Origin of the sequence: Curtobacterium sp. 1310 (assembly GCF_017834105.1) — a bacterium.
In the GTDB taxonomy this organism is placed as follows: Bacteria; Actinomycetota; Actinomycetes; order Actinomycetales; family Microbacteriaceae; genus Curtobacterium.
Window position 1 is genome coordinate 881835 of record NZ_JAFICY010000001.1, and the last position, 21456, is coordinate 903290.

General features: G+C 67.8%; 25 protein-coding genes. 14 read left to right on the top strand and 11 right to left on the bottom strand.

The annotated features are described in order from the left end of the window. Positions 1 to 20 precede the first annotated feature (20 nt). The 6 genes from JOD95_RS04060 (at position 21) to JOD95_RS16615 (ending at position 7328) form a co-directional block, all read left to right on the top strand. On the top strand, positions 21 to 2606 hold the full coding sequence (locus JOD95_RS04060; RefSeq protein ID WP_209683222.1) for a Z1 domain-containing protein: 2586 nt from the start codon (positions 21 to 23) through the stop codon (positions 2604 to 2606). Further along, the gene (locus tag JOD95_RS04065) at positions 2603 to 3586 is read left to right on the top strand and encodes a PD-(D/E)XK motif protein (RefSeq protein ID WP_209683223.1); all 984 of its coding nucleotides are present in this window, start codon (positions 2603 to 2605) and stop codon (positions 3584 to 3586) included. Before JOD95_RS04060 ends, JOD95_RS04065 begins: the two co-directional genes overlap by 4 nt. Before the next feature lie 482 nt (positions 3587 to 4068). Further along, positions 4069 to 5400, top strand: coding sequence for a hypothetical protein (locus JOD95_RS04070; protein ID WP_209683225.1), 1332 nt, complete (start codon positions 4069 to 4071; stop codon positions 5398 to 5400). Next, positions 5390 to 6283 carry a hypothetical protein gene (locus JOD95_RS04075; protein ID WP_209683227.1) on the top strand — a complete coding sequence of 298 codons (894 nt, stop codon included), beginning with the start codon at positions 5390 to 5392 and terminating at the stop codon, positions 6281 to 6283. Before JOD95_RS04070 ends, JOD95_RS04075 begins: the two co-directional genes overlap by 11 nt. A 41-nt stretch (positions 6284 to 6324) precedes the next feature. Continuing rightward, on the top strand, positions 6325 to 7002 hold the full coding sequence (locus tag JOD95_RS04080) for a DUF6339 family protein (RefSeq protein ID WP_209683229.1): 678 nt from the start codon (positions 6325 to 6327) through the stop codon (positions 7000 to 7002). 203 nt (positions 7003 to 7205) lie between these two features. Next, on the top strand, positions 7206 to 7328 hold the full coding sequence (locus JOD95_RS16615) for a hypothetical protein (protein ID WP_280914583.1): 123 nt from the start codon (positions 7206 to 7208) through the stop codon (positions 7326 to 7328). Positions 7329 to 7388: 60 nt separating this feature from the next. Here the strand turns inward: JOD95_RS16615 and JOD95_RS04085 are convergent, their stop codons facing one another. Then, the gene (locus JOD95_RS04085) at positions 7389 to 8252 is read right to left on the bottom strand and encodes a hypothetical protein (RefSeq protein ID WP_209683232.1); all 864 of its coding nucleotides are present in this window, start codon (positions 8250 to 8252) and stop codon (positions 7389 to 7391) included. 388 nt (positions 8253 to 8640) lie between these two features. Here JOD95_RS04085 and JOD95_RS04090 point away from each other — a divergent pair, with 388 nt between their 5' ends. After that, positions 8641 to 8958 (top strand): hypothetical protein, encoded by a 318-nt coding sequence (locus tag JOD95_RS04090; protein WP_209683236.1) that lies wholly within the window; start codon positions 8641 to 8643, stop codon positions 8956 to 8958. 115 nt (positions 8959 to 9073) lie between these two features. Here JOD95_RS04090 and JOD95_RS04095 read toward each other — a convergent pair whose 3' ends face one another. Continuing rightward, the gene (locus tag JOD95_RS04095; RefSeq protein WP_307810365.1) at positions 9074 to 9916 is read right to left on the bottom strand and encodes an AraC family transcriptional regulator; all 843 of its coding nucleotides are present in this window, start codon (positions 9914 to 9916) and stop codon (positions 9074 to 9076) included. Positions 9917 to 10175: 259 nt separating this feature from the next. On the opposite strand from JOD95_RS04095, the gene JOD95_RS04100 reads away from it, so the two are divergent. After that, a complete protein-coding gene (locus tag JOD95_RS04100; RefSeq protein ID WP_209683241.1) occupies positions 10176 to 10949 on the top strand; it encodes an SDR family NAD(P)-dependent oxidoreductase in 774 nt (257 codons plus the stop codon). A gap of 148 nt (positions 10950 to 11097) precedes the next feature. Here the strand turns inward: JOD95_RS04100 and JOD95_RS04105 are convergent, their stop codons facing one another. Continuing rightward, positions 11098 to 11505: a hypothetical protein gene (locus tag JOD95_RS04105; protein WP_209683244.1), complete on the bottom strand. Its 408-nt coding sequence runs from the start codon at positions 11503 to 11505 to the stop codon at positions 11098 to 11100. A gap of 97 nt (positions 11506 to 11602) precedes the next feature. Here JOD95_RS04105 and JOD95_RS04110 point away from each other — a divergent pair, with 97 nt between their 5' ends. Both JOD95_RS04110 and JOD95_RS04115 read left to right on the top strand, forming a co-directional pair. Next, positions 11603 to 11995, top strand: a complete 393-nt coding sequence (locus tag JOD95_RS04110; RefSeq protein ID WP_209683247.1) for an LPXTG cell wall anchor domain-containing protein — start codon at positions 11603 to 11605, stop codon at positions 11993 to 11995. Positions 11996 to 12143: 148 nt separating this feature from the next. Beyond that, complete coding sequence (locus JOD95_RS04115) at positions 12144 to 12530, top strand: hypothetical protein (RefSeq protein ID WP_209683250.1); 387 nt, start codon at positions 12144 to 12146, stop codon at positions 12528 to 12530. Positions 12531 to 12569: 39 nt separating this feature from the next. On the opposite strand, the gene JOD95_RS04120 is transcribed toward JOD95_RS04115, so the two are convergent. Beyond that, entirely contained in the window at positions 12570 to 12785 is a 216-nt protein-coding gene (locus JOD95_RS04120; RefSeq protein ID WP_271826423.1) for a DUF1653 domain-containing protein, read from the bottom strand. Between the two features lie 219 nt (positions 12786 to 13004). On the opposite strand from JOD95_RS04120, the gene JOD95_RS04125 reads away from it, so the two are divergent. From JOD95_RS04125 to JOD95_RS04135, 3 genes are all read left to right on the top strand, one after another. After that, complete coding sequence (locus JOD95_RS04125; RefSeq protein ID WP_209683253.1) at positions 13005 to 13757, top strand: hypothetical protein; 753 nt, start codon at positions 13005 to 13007, stop codon at positions 13755 to 13757. Positions 13758 to 13806: 49 nt separating this feature from the next. Next, on the top strand, positions 13807 to 14328 hold the full coding sequence (locus tag JOD95_RS04130; protein WP_209683256.1) for a hypothetical protein: 522 nt from the start codon (positions 13807 to 13809) through the stop codon (positions 14326 to 14328). Between the two features lie 103 nt (positions 14329 to 14431). Continuing rightward, positions 14432 to 14740, top strand: coding sequence for a very short patch repair endonuclease (locus JOD95_RS04135; RefSeq protein WP_307810366.1), 309 nt, complete (start codon positions 14432 to 14434; stop codon positions 14738 to 14740). Between the two features lie 169 nt (positions 14741 to 14909). Here JOD95_RS04135 and JOD95_RS04140 read toward each other — a convergent pair whose 3' ends face one another. The 5 genes from JOD95_RS04140 to JOD95_RS04160 form a co-directional block, all read right to left on the bottom strand. Further along, positions 14910 to 15554, bottom strand: coding sequence for an ABC transporter ATP-binding protein (locus tag JOD95_RS04140; RefSeq protein ID WP_209683259.1), 645 nt, complete (start codon positions 15552 to 15554; stop codon positions 14910 to 14912). Further along, a complete protein-coding gene (locus JOD95_RS04145) occupies positions 15548 to 17434 on the bottom strand; it encodes a hypothetical protein (protein WP_209683262.1) in 1887 nt (628 codons plus the stop codon). Before JOD95_RS04145 ends, JOD95_RS04140 begins: the two co-directional genes overlap by 7 nt. Before the next feature lie 29 nt (positions 17435 to 17463). Then, entirely contained in the window at positions 17464 to 17649 is a 186-nt protein-coding gene (locus tag JOD95_RS16190; protein ID WP_209683265.1) for a lactococcin 972 family bacteriocin, read from the bottom strand. 174 nt (positions 17650 to 17823) lie between these two features. After that, positions 17824 to 18756 (bottom strand): NADP-dependent oxidoreductase, encoded by a 933-nt coding sequence (locus JOD95_RS04155; RefSeq protein WP_209683268.1) that lies wholly within the window; start codon positions 18754 to 18756, stop codon positions 17824 to 17826. Positions 18757 to 18830: 74 nt separating this feature from the next. Next, positions 18831 to 19649 (bottom strand): hypothetical protein, encoded by an 819-nt coding sequence (locus JOD95_RS04160; protein ID WP_209683270.1) that lies wholly within the window; start codon positions 19647 to 19649, stop codon positions 18831 to 18833. 107 nt (positions 19650 to 19756) lie between these two features. Here JOD95_RS04160 and JOD95_RS04165 point away from each other — a divergent pair, with 107 nt between their 5' ends. Beyond that, complete coding sequence (locus tag JOD95_RS04165) at positions 19757 to 20221, top strand: hypothetical protein (protein ID WP_209683273.1); 465 nt, start codon at positions 19757 to 19759, stop codon at positions 20219 to 20221. Positions 20222 to 20244: 23 nt separating this feature from the next. On the opposite strand, the gene JOD95_RS04170 is transcribed toward JOD95_RS04165, so the two are convergent. After that, on the bottom strand, positions 20245 to 20550 hold the full coding sequence (locus tag JOD95_RS04170; RefSeq protein ID WP_209683276.1) for a hypothetical protein: 306 nt from the start codon (positions 20548 to 20550) through the stop codon (positions 20245 to 20247). Continuing rightward, positions 20543 to 21385 carry a hypothetical protein gene (locus JOD95_RS04175; RefSeq protein WP_209683279.1) on the bottom strand — a complete coding sequence of 281 codons (843 nt, stop codon included), beginning with the start codon at positions 21383 to 21385 and terminating at the stop codon, positions 20543 to 20545. The genes JOD95_RS04170 and JOD95_RS04175 overlap by 8 nt, the downstream gene beginning before the upstream one ends. Positions 21386 to 21456 lie beyond the last annotated feature (71 nt).

Here is a 21456-nt window from a genome sequence, read left to right on the forward strand (position 1 = left end):
GGCATCACGGAGGAGTCATCGTGGACCTGTACCCACTGTTCGGAACCTGGGCGAAGCAGTTCGGGCTGGACGCTGCCGTCGCGAAGTTCGCCGCAGTCAGCGACCCTGAGCTCGCGGCAACCTACAAGGAGCAGTTCGAGGCCGACCTAGAGACCGTACAACTCGGCGGTCCGGCGATCGTCGCAGCTGGCAACGAATCGTGGTATTCGGGCTCGTCGGATGGGTCGATGTTCTGGCCACCTCTGCGAGAGCATTTCCGAAACGACCAGAGTTGGAGCACGGAACGCCTTGAAGGTTTGGAAAGAGCGGCTAACAAAGTGGTCGCTCACACGCCGAGACCAGACCGTCAGCGATACCAGGCCAAAGGTTTGGTCGTGGGTTACGTTCAGAGCGGAAAGACCACGAATTTCACCTCGGTAATTGCTAAGCTTGCCGATGAGCAGTACAAGTTCATTATCGTGCTTTCGGGGATCCACAACGGCCTTCGAAAGCAAACACAGGCGCGTTTGAACAGTCAGCTGAAGGGCCTAAACAACGAACACTGGATAACGTTGACTGACGAGGATCGTGACTTCGGGCCGCAGGCCTCCGATGCGGTCAGCCTGCTCAAGTCGACGGAGAAGGTTGTACTCGCCGTCGTAAAGAAGAACGCGACCGTGCTTGAGCGACTCATAAAATGGCTGAGTGCTGACGGAGCACGTGGGGCACTCGAGGATCTTCGAGTCCTCATCATCGACGACGAGGCGGATCAGGCGTCGGTCGCCACCGGACGAATCAACCCTCTAATTCGTGACCTACTCACCCTTTTCCCAAGAAACACCTACATCGGTTATACCGCAACACCGTTCGCCAACGTCTTCATCGACCCTGCATCGGCCGATCTCTACCCGAAGGACTTCATTCTCAATCTTCCCCGGCCGGACGGGTACTTCGGAACCGAGATGATCTTCGGAGCTGATGTGGTCGAGGGAGAATACGAAGGCCCGGCTCCCGATGGTTACGATATGGTGCGGATTGTTCCCGAAGAGGATGTGCAGCTGCTGCGACCGTCGGGGAAGGCCAACGCCTCCGGATTCGCGCCTACGATGACGGAGGACTTGACCGATGCCGTGAATTGGTTTTGGCTCGCGACCGCGGCACGCCGCGCCCGGGGCGATCACTCACACAGCACCATGCTCATCCACACCTCCGTGAAGATCGACGTGCAGGAAGCTTTCAGAGATCCCCTCGAAGATATGCGGTCTCGGGCCCTCGCTTCGATTCGCGCAGGTGACGAGGGATTCATCGAAGCACTCCGAGATCTCTGGGACAGGGAGACGACGCGCGTCGATTCGACCAATTGGCATGGACGGCAGCAGAACTCCTTTGAGTCTGTGCTGCGCGAACTCGGCGACGTTCTCGAAGCGCAACGGGTCGTGCTTGACAACTACCGAAGCGTAGATCGGCTCGACTACTCGTCTGGGCCTGTGGTCGCCATCGCGGTCGGCGGCAACACCCTCTCCCGGGGTCTGACGCTCGAAGGTCTGGTCGTCAGCTTTTTCGTCCGCACCGCGTCGGCGTATGACACGCTATTGCAGATGGCACGGTGGTTTGGGTTCCGTCCCGGGTACGAGGACCTGCCTCGAATCTGGATGACACACGCACTTGAAAGAGCGTTCCGTCACCTGGCAACAGTCGAGCGGGAGATGCGCGACGACATCGACCAGTATCAGCGCCAGAACCTTCGGCCAACGGATGTCGCCGTAAGAATCAGGACGCACCCTTCTTTGGCGATCACGGCGAAGATGGGCGCTGCGGCGCCCGCGAAGGTGTCCTACGCCGGACGGAGACTCCAAACCAGGTACTTCCTCCGTGAGAACCGCAGCTGGCTCGAAAACAATCTCGCCGCCGCCGACGATCTAATCCAGGATATCTCGTCCGGTGGACGCGAGCCGGAGCAGCGCGGGTCAGCCGATCTCTACCGTGACGTGCCTGCGCACTTGATAGTCGCTTTTATTCGACGATACAACGTGCACGAGGATTCAGCCGACCTACAGCCTCGTCAGCTTATTCGGTACATCGATGGGCAACGGAACAGTGCCCAGCCAGCCCTTGACAAATGGACCGTCGCCGTTGTCCAGAGCTCCGGGGCGACTCTCCAGCTGGGCGGCCGTGCGTTCGGATCTGTTATTCGATCGCGACTCGACACGGGGGTGGACTCGATCGCCGACATCAAGACTCTCATGAGCAAACGAGACCGGGTGCTCGATCTAACAACATGGGAGAGCTACGACGCTGCCAAGCCTGAGAACGAGCTCGTGCAGCAGCGCGAGCGCGACACCGAGTATCGATCGCGCGGCTTGCTCGTGCTGTATCCAATCGATGCGCGCAGCGAGCCTGTCGCGCCCGCGCGTGGGAGCGTAGCGCGGATACCAATGGCTGCGGTTGCTCCGGTGATCGGATATGGCATCGTCTTCCCTGGCAGCGTCGGAGGTGGCACGACGGTCGACGTGACACACATGGCCGTAGACCTCACTGGGGCGACTGGGAGCGCTTGGGACGAGGACGGCGAACAGCGCGAAGATCTGCAGGCAGCCCTTTACCTGGAGGAGGGCGATGAATCGTGACGGCCAACTTGCGCTCAGTGTCGACGCTCGCGCGCGGGTGGGCGGTCCTCGTCCCACCGAGCAGCGCCGAGCTGTCATCCTTTGTTCTCAGCTCTGAGGCGGGCGAATCAGGACCACGCGCTGCGGTGGATAAAGAAGGGCACCGGCATCTCCTCGTCCCGCACAGGGACGACGCCTCGGTTCTCGTCGTCGAGCCGAACTCGGCGCTCACGACAAGCTCGCGATCACTAACGTTCGGCTTCGGACCAATGGACTACGTAGACGTTGCCTGCCGAGACTCGTCCCTGCGACGAGAGTTCGATCAAATTTGTGCCGACATCCTCGAAGCGTTCGACGAAGACGGCGCAGGGAGGGCTGCCGAGCGTAGCGCACAGGTGGTCGGTCGTTGGAGGCGCCTCCTCCGAACCGTGCGATCCCGTGGACTGAGCCCGGAACAGCGGGTCGGGCTGTTCGCGGAGTTGAACGTCCTGCGAGCACTCGCTTCGGAAGGTCTGGCGGATGCCGACAACTGGACGGGTCCAGAGGCAGCCCCGCACGACTTTGAGTTCGCCTCCGCCTCTATCGAGGTTAAGGGCGTCGGAGCCGATGCGGATCATATAGTTATTCACGGCTTCGATCAATTGGACGAAGTCGACGGCAAGCCTCTACACCTCGTTGTCGCCGGGGTATACGAGGACGCTGGCGGCGAGCGACTAGCGGACGTCCTCGCCGAGGCCGAAGCGGCCATTGCAGCGCCTGGCACCGTTCGAGCCAAAGTCGACCGGCTCGGGTACAGGTCGGAAGACGATGACATCCGATTATCGTTCGGCCAGCTGTTCATCGCACAAGTTACAGCGGATTTCCCTCGTATCATCGGAGGAGATCTCGATGCAGGTGTCCCTTATGGCCTTTCACGCCTTTCGTACCATATCAACCGCGCCGTAGCCATAGCGCATATGCGACCCACCGACCTGGACGAGATTAGGGCTGTGATCAAGTGAGCGCTCAGTGGTGGTCGCAGCCGTTCGCCGAGGAGGGGTCCGCGACGGCGGAAGGTATCATCAATCAGCTCGGCCGCCCCGCTCTCGACGAATTGACAGTACTCGTGCGAGAAGCGGCGCAGAATAGCTGGGATGCCCGCGCAGGCACGGACACCGTGGACTTCACCGTCCGCGTGGCGCGCCTCGGTGACCTTGCGTCCGCTTGGACGGACCGAATGCTGCCAGCCCCCGCGGGGGGTGCTGTCGCCAACCTTGCTCAGAATCTACGACCCGAGTCTGTGATTTTGACCGTTTCAGACCGGAACACTCGTGGCCTTGGCGGACCCGTGCGAGCAGGGTCGAAAGCACCCAATGGGACTAGGAGCGATTTCGTTCAGTTCCTGCGTAACGTTGGAGAGGCCCGCGACAGTGAACTTGGTGGAGGCACCTACGGGTTCGGAAAAGGCATCTTTTATCGGCTCAGCGGCGCGTCGACTATCCTCGTGGACAGTCACGTCGGGGACGGTTCCGCTTCGGAGCGGCGACTTATGGGAGCAGCTCTAGGCGCCAGTTTCTACAACGGCGAGGAGCGGCGCTTCACCGGCCGGCATTGGTGGGGGAACATCGATGATGGTATTCCCGACCCCATCCTTGGAGACGAAGCGGAGTCGCTCTCGAATGAACTCGGTCTGCCGGGTTTCTCCGACGGGCGTACTGGAACCGACATTGTGGTAGTAGGAGCGCTGCTTGGCTCCTCGGACTCCGATGGTAGCTCGCTGGACGACGCCGGAGAGTTCCTGGCCTCGTCCATTCTTTGGAATCTTTGGCCCAAGATCATCCGATCTGACGCAGGGTTTGCGCCGATGCAATTCACCGTGGAAGTCAATGGGCGTTCAATTGACATCCCAGATCCCTCGAGCGTGCCCCACCTTCGACCGTTCGCGGAGGCCCTTCGGATCGTCCGATCGGACGGTGGTGAGCTGCATGCGAGGAAGTCAGCACCGCGTCACGTGGGGAGGCTCGCCACGGAACTCGGTGCAGCCGAGGCGCCGTCGTCCTCAGTCGTTGACCGGGCACGGCCGTTCGCCGGCGCTCCGCATCACGTTGCCCGCATGCGTCAGGCCGAGCTGGTTGTCGACTATCTTCCGGGTCCCGAACATCCCGATCCGGTCTTTTCCTACGGCGGAGTATTTCGGTCCTCCCCTGAATCCGACGAACACTTTGCAGCGGCCGAGCCTCCAACTCACGACGACTGGGTCGAGGCCGGTTTGCGCGGCACCAATCGGGGCGTGGTGCAGAACGCGCGCCATTTCATCCGTCGCGCACTCGAGGAGAAATTTGGGGTCGCCGTCAGCGGACAAGCGCGAGGTACCTCTGGACTTGGGGTTGTCGCAGCGCGACTCGCTCGACTGACCCCAGGCATCTCCGCTAGCGGCGCAACCCGAAGCTCAAGCCGCCCTGTCTCCGCAGTTGGCCGGCGTCGCGAAGGCGCCCCGCTCAAAAACGCACGAATCCTCGAAGGTCCTGCCCTTCAGGTGTTCGGCGACCGTCCATTTGTCGTAATGCGTGTGTCGATTCCAGGTAGCGCATCCGATCGCGTTTGGCGTGCTGAGACGTCGGTCGTGCTCGACGGTGGCGGACGCGAATCGGCGTCGTTTATCGGGGCGCGGACGCCGGCTGTACTCGAGTGGCGGCCCATTGATGGCGGGCCGTCGGTCGGAGGCAGCGCCATCACGCTCGGACCCGGTGCCGACTCCGAGTGGTGGGTGTACGCAACATACGTCGAGGATGCCGTCGTGCGTGTAAGCATCAGGAGGTCGAACGATGCCACATGAAGTCAAGCCGTTTCGAGTGCCTTCGTCCGCCAGCTGGCGTTTAGGGGAATGGCAGCTCTTCACGGACGACGGCTGGCATGCGCTACCAGACGTCATCGAGGCCTGGGACACCGACACCGCCCTGCACGTTCGTCGAATGGTCGACGTGGACCGCGAAGCTGTCGTGAGCGAGTCCGGGCTTGGATTCGGTGCCACGCTCGTAGTCACTGCGTCCTGGTCGAGCTCCAGCAATCAGATGACCGATCTGATAGATCGTGCATTCGTGACCGAAGGCGTCGTAACGCTAGAGGCGACGCTCCCGCCGGGGCGTATCGGAGGAGTCCTCGAGATCACCACAACGCTCGCCCTCGGACAGGTCGGGGGCGCCGGAGCCGTCGCAGCAGCGAATGAACCTGGATCGGTTCTGCTGGATTCAACCACCACGGTTGCGCTTCAGGGCGACGGTGCGATGTTCCCCGTCGCCGTGATAGATTTCGCGGCGACTCCGTTTGACGTCGATTCAAGCTGGTTCCTCGAAGTTTCCAGCGATCTCGAAGCACCGTTTCTCGGGGTCTTTCAGCTGCTTATCAACGAGCGCGACGAGGAGCTTGTCCGAGCGATTACCCGGCTATCGTCTGACGCGTCAGACCGGCAATTGTTGTTCGCACTGGAGGAAGGCGTAGCCGGAGTCCTCGCTGAAGCGGCACTGGCAACGCGATCCGAACTTCTCGACGGTGAAGGCTGGGAACCAGGTACCGTCGGATCGGTGCTCATTTCGATTCTCAATGACATCGAAAGCAGGGGGCTCTCACTTCCGGGCCAGGGCCCGGAAGCGGCGTCCGACTTCAGGAGTCGTCTAAGTGGCGTTGTTCGCTCTCTCGGATACGGCAGGAGCTTTACTTGAGTATGTTATGGCCAAGGTTAACCGCCTCAGTGGCTTCTGCCATGTATCTCGAGGCGCGCCAAGGCCAGCTGACACCCGCGGGAAGTCACCCGGCACAGTTTTTCGCCCCCGTTGGCGGACGGCGCATTACACCCGGTGAGGTCGCGCTCATGGCCTCTGATATTCGGCGGCTCGCCGAAGAGTTCGGTTTCCCGCATCGGAGCGACACGTCCGCGCGGATCGCCTTCGACCGCGCTGCGGCCCCTCGAGTTCGAGAGAATATGGATCTCAGCTGGTCGGAGGCCGCCGCCCGAGACATCTGGTCATTCCTCGCGCTCGTCGCTTTACCGGACGTAACGTCCTGGCGGTTCGGATCCGATAACCAAGAGCGATGGGTCGCTTCGGATCCCAATCGTCACACGTGGTCCCGGCTTTGGTGGCAGGCAATCGTGTTCGAGGACGACTTCGCGCTCCTTTCCGAGCTCACCGAAAGCGACCTCAACCAGCTCTTCGAGCGACGACGGATTGGTGGCGATCCGCGATTGGCTCGAGCCATCGCTCGCGCAGTCGTTTCTCGGACAGCCGACGGCGAAGGGCGGCGCGAGATCATCCGAGACGTCACTGCACGAGTTCGCCGTCGCTTGGCATGGGCCGATATGTACTCGCTCGAGTCGGACGTCCTAGGCTCGGTCATGTCGCAGTTCGTCGAGGAGTCGATTCAAAGAGTCGGAAACTCCTAGGCGTTCTCCTTCGCCATGCAAGCTGAGGCCCAGAGGAAAGCCGGATTGGATGGACCGCAGAGCTCCCTCCGGAGCGCGTAGCTCGGACGAAGATCCAGGGCCTCTCAGGAGGGCATGGGATCTGTTCGGTCATCGCTAGCTGTGTCGCGCACAGCCAGACAATGAGGCCGTTGGAGCATCCCGGCAAATTTATGAACGTTGCCGTGGAAGCCAGTAGATTCATCCCGCCGGCGTGCGGGATCGTCCCGCTGCGCCAGAGGACGAAGAGCCGCGAGCAGCCGCTCATCCTGCCGTCGTTGGTCCGTCACGAGCTACTCCTGGTCTGAGGACCGTCGGGGGCGATTCTCGATCCGCAAATACCACGACGCGACGAAGTCTCGAAGACGTCAGCCGTTCGCCAGGCTCTCCAACGGCAGGCGGGAAGTCGCAGGTCGTAGGTCGAATCGAACCTTCCGCGAGTCGAGTCGGACGTGCACGTCACTGCCGCTGGCAGCTGCGAAGAGTGTCGTGACTGCCGTCCATGCCATGTGAAGTCCTCGGGCTCGCGCAACTTCAGCAGGAACAGTCGACAACTCGCGGAACGCCCCAGCACGGTCGGCCGAGTCGCTCCTGCCATCCGTCGGCAACCCCGACGGAGCCAAGACCGTGATGAGGGTTTCGAACACAGAGCCCCGGCGTCCTCCGCTCGGCTCGTCTTGAGACGCGCGCTCTTGCCCGGGGAGGATACGAGCGAGGAAGTCGTCGGGACGTCGAAGTAGTGCCTCGAGTTCCAGGCCGAACTCGTTCGAGGCCTTCGATGACGTTCGCTCGATCAACGGGTCCGCACCGAGCTGTCGAATGAACGCCATGTCGATCGCGCGCCCCGGAAGGGCGGCCTCAAGTGCTGCGTTGAGTCCGATCTCGCTCTGGCTGACCAGCTCCTCGAACTGTTCGAGGAGAAGGACACGGAACGGCCGGAACGACTCCTGCACAAGCTCAAGTTCGTAGAGCAGCGTTTGCGGCAGGGCCAACCTCCGGTTTCCGCCGATAGCCGCCAAGGTCTCGCGAGCCTCACGAGCGAGGTACTCGGACACACGCAGGTCGAGCACATCGCCATCTTGATGCACCTCGCCCCACCGGACCAGCATCTCCTCGAGCCAGCCGATCCTTCTGCTCTCTTCGTTTGCGGCCTCGTTAGCCAGTCGCAGCTGTCTCGTCTCCCACCACATCCCGATCGACGCAGCGCCATCCAGAACAGCGCTCATCGTCATCAATGGGTTCGACGGGAACGGTCCCCTCGGCACGAAACTCCCGCCGGGTGCCGCGTTGGCGGCTCCCGGGCGGCTATCACGCACCCATTGCACGCCTCGCGACGTGAAGTTCATGAACCAGGCTTCTCCGTTGTCCTTGAGGACACGGAATTGCCGGCCAGGGTCCGCTGCGTTCGCGCCCAAATCACGCCTCCTCTGCCAATGAGCCAGCCTCATCTGCACTCACAGTATCGGACGGTAGAAACGCACTGGCCCGCTTCCTATCGCAGCGCCCAGGAACTCGATGCGCACAAGCCCTGCGCCGCTATCGCACTCCGAAGTACGAATCCTCATTCGTGCGATCGCTCTGCATAAGTGTCCGGACCAGACACGCCGCTACGCTCCCCTCATGCCCGAGCGCATCATGTACGTCCAGCTGAAGACCGGCCACGCCCTCGACGCCGGTCCCGCCTGGATCAGCCGCGTGCGCTTCACGAAGACCTGGAAGACCGCGTACTTCCACGGACGCACGCTCGCCCGCGAGCAGTCGTGGGACGCCAACTTCCGCGACCTCGACACCGACGAGTGGTTCTGGCTCTCCGGACCGAAGCGTGACCGCAGCGACACCCGGTACGGCCACGGCGCCCCCACCATCGACGATGATGCCCGCGCCGACTACGAGGCGTTCCTCGACGGCGCCCCGCTCCCCGGCCGTGAACACGGCTGACCTCCCGGCACACGCGCGGTCGCGCAGCGACGGCATCCGCCGAACCACGCACCGGACGGGAGGCACCCCACCACCCCGCCCCGCGCCTCCAGTCCGCCCCGCCGACCCGGCGCGGCTACACCGCGGCCGCAACCGCCAACTGCCCCCGCACCACCACCGCATCCGCCGCCGGCGGCCTCCCGTACGCCTCCCGGTAGTCCCGCGAGAAGTGCGACGCACTCCGGAACCCCACCGCAGCAGCAGCCCGCGCCGCAGTTTCCCCGTGCACGACCATCCGCCGCCGGGCCTCCCCCAACCGCGTCCGCTTGAGGTACTGCGCCGGCGTCATCCCCGTCGCCTCCTTGAACCGGGCGAACAACGTCGACTCGCTGACCCGGAGCTCGCGCGCGAGCCGCTCCATCGACCACCCCTCCGCCATCCGCCCGTTCAGCAGCGCCGTGGCTCCGGCGACCACTGAGGGCCCGGTCCCGTCGAGCGCCGCCGTGATCCGCGGCGCCTGCTCCGTCTGCAGCAACCGCAGCACGATCTCCCGTGACACGAGCGGGAAGAGCACGGGGATGTCCTCCGGTGCGTCGAGCAGCCCGACCAGCCGGGCGAACGCGTCGGCCAGCGGCTCCGTCCAGCTCCCCAGCCGAGGCAACGACGACACCGCACCGGACGGCGACGAACCCGGAGCAGCCGCAGCCGCAGCACCAGCCGGCGCCGTCATCGAGGCGACGACCTCCCGGACCACCGCCGGGTCGAGCCGCCACACCACGGCGACGAAGCCCTGCTCCCCCGCCGCGTCCACCACCCCGGCGACGACCGGCAGGTCCACCGGCGTGATGATGAACCGCTCCCGGCCCCACACCTGGTCGTCGTCCCCGACGATCGAGCGCTTCCGCCCCCGCAGCACGACCGACATCGACGGCTCGTAGCGCCGGTCGAACAGCCCGGTCGGCTCGTAGACCTTCGACACCGTCAGCCCGAGCGTTTCGGCATGGTGCGCCGACCCCACCCGAGCAACCGCGTCCTGCCGGTCCAGCCCCGGCACTGCTGCGTGTACCGACGCCGTCGCCGCGCACGGTCGAGGTGCTGCGCGATCCGCTCGTCCACACCGCCACGCTACCCACGCGTCGAGCGCTGCGACTGCACGCGTAGGCGCCGCTGCAGGATCCGGCAAGGTCCTCGCGGATCCGGGCAAGCCGCGGCGGCCGAGCGCGCCGGACCATCGACCCATGACCACGACACCCACCGCGCAGACTGAATCCCGCACCGCCCTCGTCACCGGCGCCTCGAGCGGTATCGGCGAGGCCATCGCCCGCGAACTCGCCGCCGCCGGCTTCACCGTCGCCGTCCACGGCCGGAACGAGCAGCGCACCCGCGCCGTCGCCGAGGACATGGAGCGTCAGGGCGGGCGCGCCGTCGCCCTCACCGCCGACCTGTCGCAGGGGCCGAACGTGGTCCGCGCCCTAGCCGCCGAGGCCCGGGCCCAGCTCGGCGGCCACATCGACGTCCTCGTCAACAACGCGGGCGTCTACCCGGGAGGCCCGACCGAGTCCCTCGACGACGACACCGTCGATGCCCTCCTCGCCACGAACATCCGCGCACCCCACGTCCTCGTCGCGGCCCTCGCCCCGGCGATGGCCGAACGAGGCAGCGGCCACGTCGTGAACATCGGCTCGTGGATGGCCCGCGTCGGCGTCCCCTTCATGGCCCTCTACCCCGCCACGAAGGCAGCCGTCGAACAGCTCACCCGCGCCTGGGCCGCCGAGTACGGGCACCGCGGCATCCGCGTCGTCACCGTCGCCCCGGGCGCGACGGCAACCCCGGGCAACGCCGACTCGGCGGACGTCCTCGCCGCGATGACGAAGGGCACCCCGGCAGGCGTCCCGGTGCAGCCGGTCGAGATCGCCCGCGCCGTTCGCTGGGTGGTCTCCGACCACGCCGCGTTCGTCACCGGCGGCACCATCGACGTCGACGGCGGCATCGCCTCCACGCGAATGAGCTGACCGCAGCCGAGCTATTGACGGAACCACGTGACGGACGGGAGGCGCGGTGCCAGCTGGCACCGCGCCTCCCGTCCGTCACCGCTCAGGTCGCAGCGCGAGCGCCACCGTCGGTCCGGAGGGGTACGAGCCACGGCTCGATCCGGACCAGCTACTCCCAGCCCGCCCCGAGCACAGCGTCGATCTCCTCCACCGGTACCGGAAACAGCGTGCCGACGAACGCCTCCCACCCGTGCGAGTCGAGCTCGCCCGCTCGCACCTCGTAGGACTGCCACCCCTCGGGCACGAGCTCGAGGAGATCCATCGCGTCGTCCCGCCGATCGGCCACGACCGCCCTGGCTGACACGGAGGTCGGGGCCGCTTGCAGAAACCGCACGACCCACCCGATCGACCCACTGTCGGGAACAGGCTGCACGAGCTCGATCTCGGCGGCGACGCTGCCGTTGCCGGCCAGCGACAGGCCTTCCGTTCCGTCGTCGATGGTCGCGAACCACGTTTGCGGAGGAGCATCGGCATCTCGTCGCGCGACGCCACCAGTCGGGCTCAACGACGAGAACACCCTCGCGACGGACGACGAACACCTCTCCCTCGTACCGGCTCATCACACCCCATTGTTGCCGGAGGGTGCACGGGCACCAAGAGACGATGGCATATTGATGTTTCAACTGCGAGTCAGTACAAATGAGAACGACGCCGCGGCCGACGGCCACGGCTCGACGACCGACCACCAGGAGACCCCCATGCAGCCCTTGCGCCTCACCTTCGTCGTCGCAGCATCGATGGTCGGCAGTGTCGTGACACTCGCTGCTGCAGCGATCGTGATGACAGCCCTCGCTGCGATCACCGGTGCACCTACCAGCGTTCCCGGTCTCATCACCGCCACGCCCGGCGACGGGCCCACGCTCGCGACGGCGTCGACGGGCGATGCCACCACGGTCTGGTTCATCGCCGTCACGCTCGCGTTCGTCACGGCCGACCTGCTCGTGATCCGGCGGCGTCGAAGCAGGACAAGTCGCGATGCTGCAACGAAGGCACGAAGTCACTCCTGAGCACGGCGGAGGCCACAACTCGATGAACGCTCTCCAGAGACACGGAGCGACGGCACTCGTCGTCGCCGCTGCGCTTCTCACGGGCGGCTGCGCGGGCCAGCCGGGAACTCCACAGACCACACCGACCATCACTCGATCGGAATCGCGCATGACCCCGGACGAAGTTCGCAGCGAGAGCCTGACGATCGTCGAGAAGCTCCGCGCACTGGATGAAGCGGCCCTACCGGAGCTGCGGCAGCCGGCCGCGACCGAGTGCGGACCACGCTCCGACGAAGGAGTGCAGTTCAGCTGGTCGGTCGAAGGCGCGTCACCCTCCGACCCGCAGGACTACATCGACCGCGCCGAAGCCGTGCTCAAGGAGAACGGCTACTCCACGCACCGGACCACGACCTCGCTGAACGACGGCCGACCCCTGCACTACCTCGGCGCCGACGGCGACGGACGCCCGAAGATCGGGTTGGGCTCCAGCGCCCTGAACACCGTCCTTCAGCTCTCGTCGGACTGCGCCGACGGCAACGCCAGCGACTTCGGGTGAGTGTGGCACCGGTGCACTCGTCCTAGGGTCGACCCGCGCTCAGTCGAGTCGGACGAACCGCGGCCCCTCGTACCCGTCCCGCGACACGTGCGCCGTGAAGTCAGCGAGCGACCGCACCCAGTGCCCCCGCTCCCCGTACAGCGCCTGGTACACGACGACCGGCTCCTCGGTCTCGACGTCCTTCGCCACCAGGACCACCTCGTACTCCCCGCCCTTGAAGTGCCGGTACCGTCCGGGCATCACGTCGCTGCTCACCCGCACGATCGTAGGGCTCCTCGCGGGCGCCGCCAGCCGTCGAGGGGTGACCACCCGTCGGACGGGAGGCACGCTGCAGTCCGCCACCGCGCCTCCCGTCCGCCACACGGTCACGTCCGATCCGACAGACCAGCACCGCCGGTCCTGCTTGACTGGACACACCAGGGGAACAACGGCGGGCGCTGCGCGCCGCAGCTCGACAGCACGAGGGGGAACGACATGGCCACGCTCAGCACCCGCGAGCGAGACCGTCGCGGCGGACGCATCGTGCTCGCCGTCATCGCGCTCATCGCCGCGGCCGTCTCGGTATGGCTGCACTTCCACACGGGCACGATCCGCCCGTCGGCGTTCTGGGTGCCGACGCTCGTCGGGCTGGCGTACGGAAGCGTCGTGTGGCCGATCGGTCAACGCCGCAGCTCCGGGTGGTGGCCCGATCTCGTGTGGGTCGGATTCCTCGGCGTCTTCTTCGTCCTGCTCGCGACCAAGACGTTCTCCGCGCCGGCATGGTTCCTCGCCGTCCTCTTCGGGGCGCTGCTCACCGAGGCCGTCCACCCAGCGAAGCGTGCCGCACCGTCCGCGGTCGCGAAGCTCCCCCTCGACCAGGTCCGCCCCTGGTCCGGCTCCGGCGTCACCGCGGCGGTGACCGAGCGCCCCTTCGGGCAGCCGCACGCGAAGCCAGCCGTCCTCGTGACCACACAGGACGGCAGCACCGTCTTCCTCGTGATGGACCTCGCAGCGTTCTTCGACGGCGAGACCGGCATCGCGGAGTCCGCGAACGGGGAACAGCTGACGTTCCTCTCGCGCAAGGGTGTGGCGCCGAGGTCGTCCGTGCTCGACGATGCGACGCCGGGGCTGGCAGACGGGACGCTGTTCCTCTTCACCGGCCGACAGGACGCCCGGCCGTCCGCCGTGTTCAGCAACGAGGACGCGCTCGCCTTCGAGCAGTGGGTCCGGACGATCCCGGAGGACTGAGGGGGCGAGCGGAGGACCCGTTCGGTACGGTGGCCCTCGGAGGGGAACGATGAGCGACAGCATCAACACGTGGGGTGGCACGGAGGCGAAGGCGGACGGCGAGCCGCTGTTCGTCGTCCAGCGGCCGAGGTTCCCCCAGCAGATCCTCATCGTGCTCGGCGGAGCCGCAGTCGTCTTCGGGCTGCTCGGAACCGTGATCGAGCAGTTGGTCGTCCCGGGCGCGGACAGCACCGCGTTCGTGCTGATCGGCCTGGTGGGTGCCTTGTTCCTCCTGATCGGTCTCGCACTGGCAGCCGGACGCGTGACCGTGTTCGACCGGCACTACCTCGTGAAGTCCGGCTTCGGGAAGGCCCGTCGTCGCGAGGTCGACGACATCCACGTGCTCCGGTACGGGACGCAGTCGGCCGGCGGTGGGCCGACCTTCATCAGCCTGACCGCGTGGAACGACCGCAAGAAGAAGCAGTGCACGGTCTTCACGAACTTCCGCGGGTACGACGAGTTCACGGCGTGGTTGGCGGAGCGGCGGCCCGAGCAGTGGACGGAGTGCGAGCGGCTCGGGCTACCCGAGTAAGCAGCGGCCTCGGTCGTTCCTGCACAGCCGGCAAGCGGCACACCTCCCCCACATCGTCGTCGTCCGCGACCACGATCACGCCTCGGCACGACAGGCTCGAGTGGTGGAACAGTGGGAAGCCGACGACGCACGCCGTCGCCACATGGCCCGCTTCGGCAGGCGTGACACGGCACCCGAGCTCGCACTGCGCCGGGAGCTGCACCGCCGGGGCCGTCGGTTCTTCGTCGACCGGCAGGTGAGCCGCCGGTGCCGTGTCCGCCCGGACCTCGTGTTCCCACGCGCCCGGATCGCGGTCTTCGTCGACGGCTGCTTCTGGCACCACTGCGAGGAGCACACGCACCTGCCGAAGGCGAACGCCGAGCTGTGGCGCCGGAAGCTGCTGGCGAACCGGCAGCGCGACGCCCGGAACTAGGCGATCCTGACGTCTGAGGGCTGGCGGGTCCTCCGCTCGTGGGAGCACGACGATCCCGCAGCGGTCGCAGATCGCGTCGAGGACGAGCTCGACCGCTGGGCCGCCATCGTCGGCCGACCGGAAGGGCGGGGACGAGAGTGACGAGTGGCTGTGCTCCGACCGACGGGCGTCAGAGGGCGATCCGACCGCCTGCCCACGCCTGCATCGTGGCATCGTGCGTCGCCACCACGATCGCGCTCCCCGCACTCCGGAGCTGCTCGAGTGCGTCCCGCACCAGCGCCGCGCTCATCTCGTCGAGCGAGGCCGTCGGCTCGTCCGCGAGCACCAGCAACGGCCGTTGTACGAGCACCCGCGCGGCGGCGACCCGCTGCTGCTCCCCACCGCTGAGGAACCCCGCCCGCATCCGGAGGCGGCCCCCGAGCCCCACCGCGTTCGCCGCCTCCTGGACCCGCTCGTCGCGCTCACGCCGAGGGACACCGCTCGGCCGCACGACGCCGAGGTTCTGCTCGATCGTCCACTGCGGCACGACCGCGTGGTCCTGCACGACGAACCCGACGCGGTCCCGCCGCATCAGCCGCCGGGCGCGACGAACACTCCGGTGCACGTCCTCGCCCCGCAACCGGACAGCCCCTCGCAACGGGGTCTGCAGTCCGCCGAGGCATCGGAGCAGCGTGCTCTTCCCCTGCCCCGACGGTCCGAGGACTGCGACGGCGTCCCCCGGACGGACGGACAGGGACAGCTCGTCCCACAACTTCCGGGGCCCGATGTCGAACCCCAGTCCGTCGACTTCGAGCACCGGCGCTCCGATCACCATGTCTTCCTCCACGCTTCCGCTCGACGCGTCGGCATCACGGCGGACACCACGCCGAGCAACACGAGGGCTCCCGCTCCGCTGGCGACGCCTGCGGTGAGGATCACGTCCCCACGAGCTCCCGACAACGCACTCGTCACCGCGGCGGTGGTCAGGGCTGTGCCGCTCGCGCCGACGAGGAACCACCGGTGCCGGACCAGCGGGTGCCGTCCGACCAGGTACTGCACGCGCCCGAGTCGAGCAGTGCGGACGCGGTGTTCACCCACGAGCGAGATCGCTGCGAGCACGAGGGCCGACAACGCAGCACCGACGGCCAGCAGCAGCGTGTGGCGCTCGGTCCGGAGTTCTCCGAGTTGCCGTTCCACGCGGGCCCCCACGCGGTCGACCTGCAGGACGATGTCCGCGAGCCCGGCAGCTCGCAGCTGGCGTTCGAGAGCCGCACGGTCGGCGAAGCGCACCTCGCCGTTCGCGACGCCGGTCCCGACCTGGTTCGGTGCGAGGTCCTTCGGGTCGGGAACGACCAACACGGGGATGTCCGGCCACGTTGGCAGCAGCGGTTCGATCCCGTTCGTCCAGAGGATCGCGGACTCGGTGACGGCTGCGGTCGAGCGCACCGGTCGGATCCGGATGTCGAGTGGTCGCGGAGGCTGACGTCCTTCCACCTGCCAACCGGTTGCGATGTCCGCCGCTGCCGCATCGCGGAGCGCGTCGCTCTCGCTGGCGAGGGCATCGGGCACGAGCAGGAGTGGTTGCCCGTGCGGAGGGAGGCCGCCCGGCACGAGTGCACGCAGGGACGCGCTGGCGTCGCCGACCAGTGTGAACCGATCCGTGAAGGAGGAGTAGGCCATGCTGGCGTCCCCTCGCGCGAGTGCTCCGGTCGCGATGGCCCCCAACGCCTGGTCCTGCTCGAGGGTCGTCGACGCTGTCCCGAGCACGACGTCGTCCCCGTGCGCAGCTTCGGCGACCAGGATCCGTTCGGCCTCGGCGGTGGTCCGCTGACGGTCCTGCAGGCACTGCACGTCGGCGACGGCCACGATGACGAGTGAGATGCCGGCGGCGGCGACGAGGACCATCGGCCATCGAGCCTCCGCAGCGCGGTGGGTCGCGGCAGCGCTCAGCAGGGCGCAGCCGACGTGCAGCACGAGGGCGGCCAGCAACGCCGCGAGGACGCACACCACGACGACGACCGTCGTGAACCGGAGCGCCGGAGCGCCGGCCCCGTGCACCGCGAGCGCCACCGGCGGACCGACGCATGCTGCGGTCGCCACCGGGCCCGCCAGGCGACCGAGGTCCAGGGCTTCCGCGCAGGCCACGCTCCCTCCGGACCAGCCCGCTCGCAAGCGAAGGTCCTGCCGTCCGGCACGGCGTCTCGACTCGGCGACGAGCGCGATCCCCAGTCCGAGCAGGACGGCGACCGCGACGAGCGCGATGGTCGGCCGTGCCAGGACCACGACGAGCGCCTCGACCGGAGCGGGCGTCGTGTCGACCGTCGTGTACCCGGCCTGCCGCAGCTCCTCGGTGAACCGTCGGACCGACCGTCCGTCGCCCTCGACCGCCATCGGACCGAGCAGGTCGAGCGTGCCACCGTCACCGATCGGCCGTGTGCTGATCGCCGCGCCGATCCCGGGTTGCGTTGCCGGCCCCCGGAACGTGTAGGCGGTCCACACCCCGGGCCGTCCGTCACGATCCGGAACCAGGAGCGAGACTCGCACCCCGGAACGCTCAGCCGCAGCGGTGATGTCCCGGATGTGTTCGACCTTCGTCTCGCCGACCGGCAGCTCAGCGAGCTCGAGCGTCGCCCGCCCGGCGAGGAGCCCGAGTGCCTCGACCTCGCCGACGACGGACACCGCGAGCACTGCCGACAGCGCGAGGACGGCTGCCACCGCCAGGACGGTGGCAGCCGCGAAGTTCCTCATCCGCGGCGGGCCCAGAACGCCTGGTTCCCGGAGACCGACTTCGGCCGGTGGGCGTACGCGACCTTCGTCGGTGGCTGCCATGCCGATCGGGTCACGACGCCGTGCGACTTCACCGATGCACGGTGCGTGGATCCGTTGTGCTGGTAGACCGAGTGCACCTCGGAGACCACCTTCTTCCCCACGCTTGCTCATCCTCCACTTCCGACGGGCTCCCGTCAGGAGCGCCAGCATAGCAACCGGAACACCGCGGGTCACGCTTGGTATATCAAGCTGGTGCGAGGAGAACGGACGGGAGGCGCGGTGCCAGCCGGCACCGCGCCTCCCGTCCGTCATCCGGTCGCGACCGCGACCCGCACTCACCAGGTGAGCACGAACCGCCCCCGCGTCCCGCCGACCTCGAGCCGCTCGTGCGCCTCCGCAGCGCGCGACGCGGGCAGCACCTCGGCGACCCGCGGCACGAGCACCCCGTCCTCCACCGCCTGCCGCAGCTCCTCGAGCAGGTCGAACGACGTGTACTCGGAGAACACCATGATCCGCTCGAACCGGATCCCGCGAGCACCGTTGCCCTCCCAGCCCCGCACGTCCGCGAAGAACCCGCCGTCGCGCACCGCGTCGACGACCTCGTCCCGCTGCACCGCGGCATCGGCGAGCGCGTCGACGCCGTCCGGCACGATGCCGCGCACGGCTGCGGCGAAACCGTCCCCGCGGCGCACCATGTGGTCCGGCCCGAGGGACCGCACGAGGTCCTCGTCCTTCGGCGCTGCGTCGGCGATGACCGTGATGCCCCGCTGCTTCGCGAGCTGCACGACGTAGTTGCCGAGCAGCCCCGCGGATCCGGTCACGGCGAGTGTGTCGCCCTGCGAGAGCTCCGCGCGGGCGAGGATCTGCAACGCGGTCAGGCCGTTCATCGGGACGGTCGCGGCTTCCTCGATCGACAGCCCCGCCGGGATCCGTGTGAAGGACCCGACCGGCGCGACGAGGTGCTCCACGTAGGCGCCGCCGTGCTCGGAGAGCGGCAGGGCCATCGCCATCACCTGGTCCCCGACCTGCCAGCCCTCGACGTCGTCGCCGACCTCGTCGATGACGCCGGCGGCGTCCATGCCCGGCACGTACGGCGGCGAGGCCTCGGACGAGTCACGCTGCCCTGCGCGCACGCCGGTGTCCGTGGGGTTCACGGCGAACGCCTGCACCCTGATGCGGACGGTGCCGGAGCCGGCGTGGGGCTCCGGGACCTCGTGGACGGCGAGGGCTTCGGGCCCTCCGAACGTTTCGACTCCGACGACCTTCATGTCCCCCGGTCTACCCGCCCCCGGGTCCGTGGACTCAGCGGACGTTGCAGGAGCGAACAACCGCTCGGGTACCGTCAGCCGCCCGTGTCGACCAGGCAGGGCGATCCGAGTTCGACGCGGTCAGCGCTGTACAGGTCGACGGAGACCCCCTGATCACGGTCGAGCATCACGACGCCCCCGCCCACGAACCGGGTGCCGACCGCGAAGTCCTCGGCATGCAGGAACCGGACCGCCGGTGCGACGGCAGCCTTCGTCTGCTCGGGCGTCCCAGCCGGGTCGTCGGCGTCGGGACCACGCCAGGAGTAGTGGACCAGGACGCCGTCGTCGGAGTTGTCGAGCCGACACGGTCGGACGTCGACGCTGACCTGGTCGTCGGTCGGTGCCTCGTGTCCGAGCGCGTCGACGACCCGTCCTCCCAGCTCGACGAGTCCGGCTTCCGCCTGCTCGGGCGTCCGGCTGGTCTCGAGTGCGGTCGGCGGTGCCGCCCGTCGTGCTGCGTCGGCCCGCGCGTCACCCGCGGACAGCAGTGCGAAGGGCACCATCGTCAGCATCGCGATCGCGCCGAGCGCCCCGCAGACGGCGATGCCGGCAGCGGCCCCGGTCCGACCTCGCTTCGCGGCGATCACCAGGGAGACGATCGCGGTCGCCGGGACGAGCACCGCAATCAGTCCACCGGTGACGAACGCCGCGGCGAGGCCCTGCACGGTGGCCCGCTGCTCGACCGTCGGCGCCGCCGTCGTCGCGATCGCGTACACGATGACGAGGCTCCCGACCACGAACGCCAGGATGCTCCCCGCGATCCACGCACCGCTCGGCGCCCGTCGCGACGGGTGGTCCGAGCGCCCGGTCCCGGCTGGTTCGTCCGTGCCGGCCGGCTGTCCCGCGTCGTTCATCCGTCCCCCCTCACTCGTCGAACGCCCCGCCTCCACGCTACCGAGGGATCGGCGCTCCGGCCGCGCTCCCAGACTGCACCGCCAAGCTCGAGCACAGGGGGGTCCACATGCACGAACACCGCCGCCACTGGCCGTGGCCCGTCGTCCTGCTCGCCGGCGCGCTGATCGGCGCCGCCGAACCGTTCGGCATCATCGGTGAGGCCTGGATCGCCGACCCGACCGTCGACGAGCCGATCGTGACCCCGACCGACTGGTGGCCGCCGGACTCGTCGTTCCTCGGCCTGCTCGCCGTGCTCGGTGTCCCCCTCGGAGCAGTCCTCGGCGTCCTGGTCGCGGCGACGCTGTTCGCGCTCGCCCGGGTCGTCGACGATGCGCTCGGTGTCCTGCCCGCGGCCGTGGTCTGCGGTGTGCTCGCGGCGGGTGTGGCCGGGTTCCTGGGCCTGCCCCTCGCCGCCGTGGTGCAGCCACCACCGGTGACGATGCCCTTCGTCCTCACCGCCGCAGGTCTCGCAGGCTTCCTCCTGACCGCGGGGGCGCTGGGGACCCTCCGCCGACCCGTCGCGAACGACTGACACCCCGAGCCGATCGCCACCGCTCAGTGCCACGTCCGCATCGCCACGACCACCGCGACCGGCAACGACACCGCGAGCACGATCCCCACGACGATCGCCAGTGCCCGCGCCACCCGGACGCCCTGCTGCCCGACCCAGATCAGCAGCAGGATCGCCGCCAGGTAGAGCGGCGGCACGAACAGCAGCGGCACGAAACCGAGCCCGGTCCACTCGACGAGAGCGCCCGCGAGCAGCTCGTACACGGTGCAGCCGGCGGCCACCACGAGTGCGACCCACACGCTGACGGGTGCTCGACGTCCCGGCGCCGCGGCCGTCACGCGCTCACTCATCGTCGTCGTACCCGTCGCCGGGCCCTCCGGCCAGGCAGGTCGTCTCGATCATCACGTCACCCGAGGTCCGGGTCACGCCCGCGTTCCCCTCCGCGAGCCAGTCGTCACCGACCACCCTGATGTCCCACCCGAGCGGATCGGCGTCACGGAGCCCGGCGTCGAGGAAGACCTCGCGGACCGGAGCCAGACGCGCTTCGGCCTGGTCCTGGGGCAGGAGGTCGGCCTTGCGATCCGCCTCGGTCTGCGGCTCGTCATCCGCGTCCGCATCGGCGGGGAAGGACCACCGCCACGTGTACTCCGTGCCCCGCTCGAGGTTCGACAGCGAGCAGCCGCGTGGGAACTGCACGACGTCACCGGTCTCCGGGTCACCGCCCATCGCCCGCACCGCGCGCTCCCCCACGGCCGCGAGGTCCCGCTCGGCCTGCGCCGGCGTCCGACTCGTCTCGGTCGCGGTCGGCGGCTGCGCCCGCTGCTCCTCCTCCGCCGCCCAGCTCTGCGCGACCCGCGTCGTCGGGTACCCGAGCGTCACGGCCGCGAGGACCACGAACACTGCACACCCGATCGGCCCGACCAGCGTCACCGACCGGTCCCGCTGACGCTGCACCAGCAGCAGGACCAGTCCGATCAGCGGCACACCGGCGCACACGACCGTGACGACGATGCTCCCGATCGTCTGGTTCGAGAGCGTGTGCGTCGAGTTCCCCGCGCCGTTGTACCCGGCGAGCGCGACGAGCAGCCACGCGATCCACCCCGCGGGCAGCAGCAGCCCGCTCGCCACGATCCACCAGATGCCGTTCCGCCGCCTCGGCGGCGACCACGCGACGTCGTCGACCATCGCTCCCCCGTTCCCCACGACCACCGTACCGACCGGCCGGGAGGCACGTGACCAGCCCGCCCCGCGCCTCC

Excerpts from the sequence above, each read along its gene's own strand:
- JOD95_RS04085 (WP_209683232.1), bottom strand. The coding sequence starts at position 8,252 with ATGACGATGAGCGCTGTTCTGGATGGCGCTGCGTCGATCGGGATGTGG.
- JOD95_RS04155 (WP_209683268.1), bottom strand. The coding sequence starts at position 18,756 with ATGAAGGTCGTCGGAGTCGAAACGTTCGGAGGGCCCGAAGCCCTCGCC.
- JOD95_RS04165 (WP_209683273.1), top strand. The coding sequence starts at position 19,757 with ATGCACGAACACCGCCGCCACTGGCCGTGGCCCGTCGTCCTGCTCGCC.
- JOD95_RS04110 (WP_209683247.1), top strand. The coding sequence starts at position 11,603 with ATGTTTCAACTGCGAGTCAGTACAAATGAGAACGACGCCGCGGCCGAC.
- JOD95_RS04160 (WP_209683270.1), bottom strand. The coding sequence starts at position 19,649 with ATGAACGACGCGGGACAGCCGGCCGGCACGGACGAACCAGCCGGGACC.
- JOD95_RS04080 (WP_209683229.1), top strand. The coding sequence starts at position 6,325 with ATGTATCTCGAGGCGCGCCAAGGCCAGCTGACACCCGCGGGAAGTCAC.
- JOD95_RS04100 (WP_209683241.1), top strand. The coding sequence starts at position 10,176 with ATGACCACGACACCCACCGCGCAGACTGAATCCCGCACCGCCCTCGTC.
- JOD95_RS04075 (WP_209683227.1), top strand. The coding sequence starts at position 5,390 with ATGCCACATGAAGTCAAGCCGTTTCGAGTGCCTTCGTCCGCCAGCTGG.
- JOD95_RS04170 (WP_209683276.1), bottom strand. The coding sequence starts at position 20,550 with ATGAGTGAGCGCGTGACGGCCGCGGCGCCGGGACGTCGAGCACCCGTC.
- JOD95_RS04175 (WP_209683279.1), bottom strand. The coding sequence starts at position 21,385 with ATGGTCGACGACGTCGCGTGGTCGCCGCCGAGGCGGCGGAACGGCATC.
- JOD95_RS04090 (WP_209683236.1), top strand. The coding sequence starts at position 8,641 with ATGCCCGAGCGCATCATGTACGTCCAGCTGAAGACCGGCCACGCCCTC.
- JOD95_RS04125 (WP_209683253.1), top strand. The coding sequence starts at position 13,005 with ATGGCCACGCTCAGCACCCGCGAGCGAGACCGTCGCGGCGGACGCATC.
- JOD95_RS04115 (WP_209683250.1), top strand. The coding sequence starts at position 12,144 with ATGACCCCGGACGAAGTTCGCAGCGAGAGCCTGACGATCGTCGAGAAG.
- JOD95_RS04130 (WP_209683256.1), top strand. The coding sequence starts at position 13,807 with ATGAGCGACAGCATCAACACGTGGGGTGGCACGGAGGCGAAGGCGGAC.
- JOD95_RS04140 (WP_209683259.1), bottom strand. The coding sequence starts at position 15,554 with ATGGTGATCGGAGCGCCGGTGCTCGAAGTCGACGGACTGGGGTTCGAC.